This window comes from Mesorhizobium sp. M0771 (assembly GCF_040320155.1).
Taxonomy (GTDB): domain Bacteria; phylum Pseudomonadota; class Alphaproteobacteria; order Rhizobiales; family Rhizobiaceae; genus Mesorhizobium.
The window spans coordinates 1-1246 of record NZ_JAMYPC010000067.1 but is presented as its reverse complement, the minus strand read 5'-3'; the positions used below and the strand labels follow the sequence as shown (position 1 = coordinate 1246).

At 63.2% G+C, this 1246-nt stretch carries 2 protein-coding genes and 1 pseudogene; all 3 read left to right on the top strand.

Annotation, left to right across the window (positions count from 1 at the left end):
* Positions 1–249: 249 nt before the first annotated feature.
* Positions 250–492 (top strand): hypothetical protein, encoded by a 243-nt coding sequence (locus NKI05_RS32185; protein WP_352794228.1) that lies wholly within the window; start codon positions 250–252, stop codon positions 490–492.
* Complete coding sequence (locus NKI05_RS32180) at positions 489–1010, top strand: DUF2840 domain-containing protein (protein WP_023673524.1); 522 nt, start codon at positions 489–491, stop codon at positions 1008–1010. The genes NKI05_RS32185 and NKI05_RS32180 overlap by 4 nt, the downstream gene beginning before the upstream one ends.
* Positions 1007–1246 (top strand): annotated as a pseudogene (locus NKI05_RS32175) (S26 family signal peptidase); the annotation flags it as partial. The gene NKI05_RS32180 and the pseudogene NKI05_RS32175, both read left to right, overlap by 4 nt.

Sequence of the window (1246 nt, the reverse complement as noted above, 5' to 3'; positions counted from 1 at the left end):
ACCGAAACGGCGCCTAACCCTGGGAAAGCAAAGCCGAAATCGCGCCCTTAACTTAGACTCTAACCCAGATTCTAACTTTGAAGCGCGCGCGCAAGATGGGCAGAGGCTCGTACGGCGAGCCAGCCACGCACTCAGCGTAACCACCAACAACACCCCCAACACGTCGACGGTTTCTGGCGGTCGCATCACGGCAACCAGCGCTTCCGAAGGTCCGACTCCGCCGCTTGATCCGCGCTCGGGAGCCGCCCGATGAGCGCCGCACCCCTAAATCGAAAGAGCCGTGTCGGGAAGGCAACTTTGACGCTGCATCTCGCCGGTGAATTGACCTGCAAGGGAAATCAGTTCGCGACCTTCGTCGTGCGCCCCACCACCGACATGACGACTCAGGAGCGCGCACGCATCGCCGCTTTCGAGAACGACGTCATCGTCGCCGAAACGCTGCGCGCGAGGCTCGCGCGCGAAATTCCCACCACATCAGGAGAACCGAAATGACTGGCATTGCGGCTCCCCGCACGCGCGGCGCATTCCCGGCCACGCACCACGCTGCCGATAATCTCGTCCATGTCGAACTGACCTGGGTCGAGAAGAGGATCGAGAACTGGATACGGTTCGGCACGCCCGCCCAGGAACAGATCGTCGATCGTCGCCGGCGGATCCTGTCCTATCGTCCCGGCGTGGTCTTCGCCTTCGTGCGATGGGCGGCGAACGACTTCGGAACGATCATCTCACGCATCGACATCGTGCGTGCGGTCGCGTCTGGCGAAGCCTATCAGACACTGCCCTTCGTGCGACCCGGCGGCGACATCCTGCTGAAGGTCGAGAGCTGGCCCAAGGTCGAACGCGTGCTGCAGGCGATTGACGCCATCCAGCGCCTCGGCATCGAGCCTGAGTTGGTGTCGCCTGATCATTGGCGGCACATCCACAACCGGATAACCGCCGGCAATGCGCCGCGCAGCTACACACTCGACCAACATCGTGCCTTCCTGCTGCGCAAGAGGACTGAGCCGTGACGCGCGCCGGGATCATCTTAGCCAGCGTTATCGCAACCATGGGCGTCGGTTATCCCGGCCTCACTTCGATGCCCGCGAAGCTCATCTGGAATGCGTCAGCCAGCGCACCGATCGGCTTCTACACGATCGACTTCGACGGACCCTTCGAGGTCGCCGATCTTGTGGCCGTCGACGCGCCCGAGCCGCTCGCGGCGTTCCTCGCCGATCGCGGCTATCTGCCGAGGGGCGTGCCACTC